At 71.9% G+C, this 2,793-nt stretch carries 1 protein-coding gene and 1 pseudogene; one reads left to right on the forward strand and one right to left on the reverse strand.

Features of this window, described 5'->3' with window-relative positions:
* The coding region (locus AB0J09_RS61565; protein ID WP_360713344.1) for an ATP-binding protein at positions 1-2,446 on the reverse strand (2,446 nt) is incomplete at its 3' end.
* 163 nt (positions 2,447-2,609) lie between these two features.
* On the opposite strand from AB0J09_RS61565, the pseudogene AB0J09_RS61570 reads away from it, so the two are divergent.
* Positions 2,610-2,793, forward strand: a pseudogene (locus AB0J09_RS61570) (two component system response regulator); the annotation flags it as partial.

Below are 2,793 nucleotides of genomic sequence, written 5' to 3' on the forward strand. Positions count from 1 at the left end.
CGTCCATCCCGGCCTCCAGGCAGCGGATCCGGTCGTCCGGCATCGCCGCCGCGGTCATCGCGATGATCGGGGTGTGCGTGTCCTCGCGCCGCCTGATCTCCTCGGTCGCGGCCAGGCCGTCGAGCACGGGCAGCTGGCAGTCCATGAAGACCAGGTCGTAGCCGCCGCCCAGCACGGCGCGCACGGCCTGCTCGCCGTCGTCCACCACCTCGACCTCGTGCCCGGCCTGCCGCAGCACGAGCATCGCCACCTGGCGGCTGACCTCGTCGTCCTCCGCCACCAGGATCCGGGCGCCCTGCGCGGCGATCTCCGCCCGTTCGCGCGGCTCCCCGGGGCACTCGGCGGTGACCAGGGTGTTCTCCACGGCGGCGAGGAGTCGGCGGCGGCTGAGCGGCCGGGTGATCGACTGCACGGCGCGCTCCCCCGCGCCGCCGGGCCAGGCGAAGCCCGCGCGTCCCGGCGTGACGACCACGATGACGCTGGTGGCGTGGAACAGCGGGTCGGTGAGGATCACATGCGCGATCGACTCAGCGTCGGCGCCGAGGTCGAGAGCGACGACCGCCAGCTCGTACGGTCGCCCGTCCGCCGCGGCGGCATGAAGCAGCGAGAGGGTGGACTCCCCGTCCCTGCTCTCCTCCACCTCGAGCCCCGCGCCCGCCAGGGAACGCACCGCCAGCGCGCGGTCTTCCGGCCGCGGGTCGGCGACGAGCGCGCGCCGCCCCTGCAGGGCCTCGACCGACGGCTCCGACCACGTCAGGACGTCCATCGGCAGCCGCACCCAGAACCGGCTGCCGACGCCCTCAACGCTGTCCAGCCCGATCTCCCCACCCATGAGCTCGGTCAGCTGCCGGCCGATGGCCAGCCCCAGGCCGCTCCCGCCGGTCCTGCGCGTGATCGGCGAGTCGACCTGGCGGAAGACGCCGAACACCTTCTCTCGGTCGTCGGGGCCGACCCCGATCCCCGTGTCGGCGACCGCGAACCCGAGCACCGCGCGCGGGTCGCCCGGCTCTCCCTCGTCGAGGGTGACGTGCAGGTCGACGCCGCCCTGAACGGTGAACTTCAGCGCGTTGCCCACCAGGTTGGTGAGGATCTGACGCAGCCGCGCCGGATCCCCCGACACCTGCCGCGGCACGTCCTCGTCGAGCCGCAGCGTGAGCCAGAGCCCCTGTTCGTACGCGTGCGGCGCGAACGGCGCGACCACCTCGTCACAGAGCCTGGGCAGGTCGAACGGCACCTCATCCACCTGCAGGTGCCCCGCCTCGATCCTGGACAGGTCGAGGAAGTCGTCGAGCAGGCGCAGCACGTTCTGGGCCGACTCCTGGGCGGTGGTGGCGTAGTGGCGCTGCTCGTCGTCCAGCCGAGTGCCCATGAGTAGGGAGTTCATGCCCAGCACGCCGTTGATCGGGGTGCGGATCTCGTGGCTGATCTTGGCCAGGAACTCGGACTTCGCGCTGGAGGCGCTGACCGCGTCGTCCCTGGCGGCGGCCAGCTCGGACGCGTACCTGGCCAGCGTGACCTGCGCCCGGCGACGGCCGCGCGTCGTGTGGATCTGCAGGCCCAGGCCGATGAGGATGAGCAGCGCCAGCAGCGCCGCGACGGTCAGCACGTTCGCCCTGAGCTGCTCGGCCGAGGCCAGCGCCTCGGCGGCGGACACCTCGGCGGTGACCGTCCAGCCGATGCCGGGGATCGGCTCCGAGGCCGACAGCACGGTGCCGTCGACCCCGGGGAACCTGCCGTTCCAGGTGCGGCCGGCGAGCGCGGCGTCCACCCGCGGGTCCTCGCGCAGGGAGGTGAGCGCGAGGAGCTTCCTGTCGGGGTCGGCTACGAGCACACCGGCCCGGTCGGTGATCAGCAGCCGGATGTCCTGCGCCTCGGCGGCCTCCTTGGCGAACTCCTGGATGGCGTCCAGGCTGTAGACGACGGCCAGGATGCCGAGCATGCGCTTGCCGTCGGCGCTGGGGATCGGCGCGGCCACCGCGACGGCCCTGGACACGCCGACCATCGTGGGCGTGTACGCCTGCGAGATGTGGGCCGCCCGCCGGTCGCGCACCGCGCGGTACCAGTCGGTGGCGCTGATGTCCTGGGGCAGCACGGTCTTGGGCTCCGCGCCCAGCATGCGCCCTTCGGACGAGACCAGGATCAGCCCGCTGACGCCGTCGCGCATCTGCTTGAGCTCGCCGAGGTGGTCGCGCATGGCGCCGGCGGTGGAGTGCGCCACCGTGTCGCGTACGCCCGGCCGCTGCGCGAACGCGGTGACGAGCTGTTCGAGCGAGCCCATCTGCTGCTCCACCACGACCCGGCTCACCGAGGCGGTCGTCTTGACCCGGTCGGTGACCTCGTCGGTCACGGCCTGCTCCGACAGGGAGATACTGGAGGAGGTCAGCAGCGCCAGGGGCAGGAGGCCGAGCACCGTCCACAGGGCCGTCACCGCGAGCAGCCATCTCACCGGCGTCCGTCCTCCCCCCTGTCGTTCGGGGTACAGATTAAGAGGGAACGGACACGCGCGGCGGATCCCGGTGAGCAGAACGCGCAAAACTCGATCTTTTGTAACAAAACCCGCTTAAGCTCACTCTGATTTGTAGTAACTGGACCTGGACGAGGAGCTGGCGATGCCTGAACCCCGGGACATCACCGTTCTCATCGTGGACGACGATCCGGTCGTCACCGCCGCGCTGCACGCGCAGGTGAACAGGGTACTCGGGTTCAGGGTGGTGGGGATCGCGCACACCGGGCAGGCCGCGCTCGCCGCCGCCGGCCGCTTCGCGCCCCGGCAGGTGCAGGTCGAGCAGCACC

It is taken from the genome of Nonomuraea sp. NPDC049784 (assembly GCF_040659615.1).
Lineage (GTDB): Bacteria > Actinomycetota > Actinomycetes > Streptosporangiales > Streptosporangiaceae > Nonomuraea.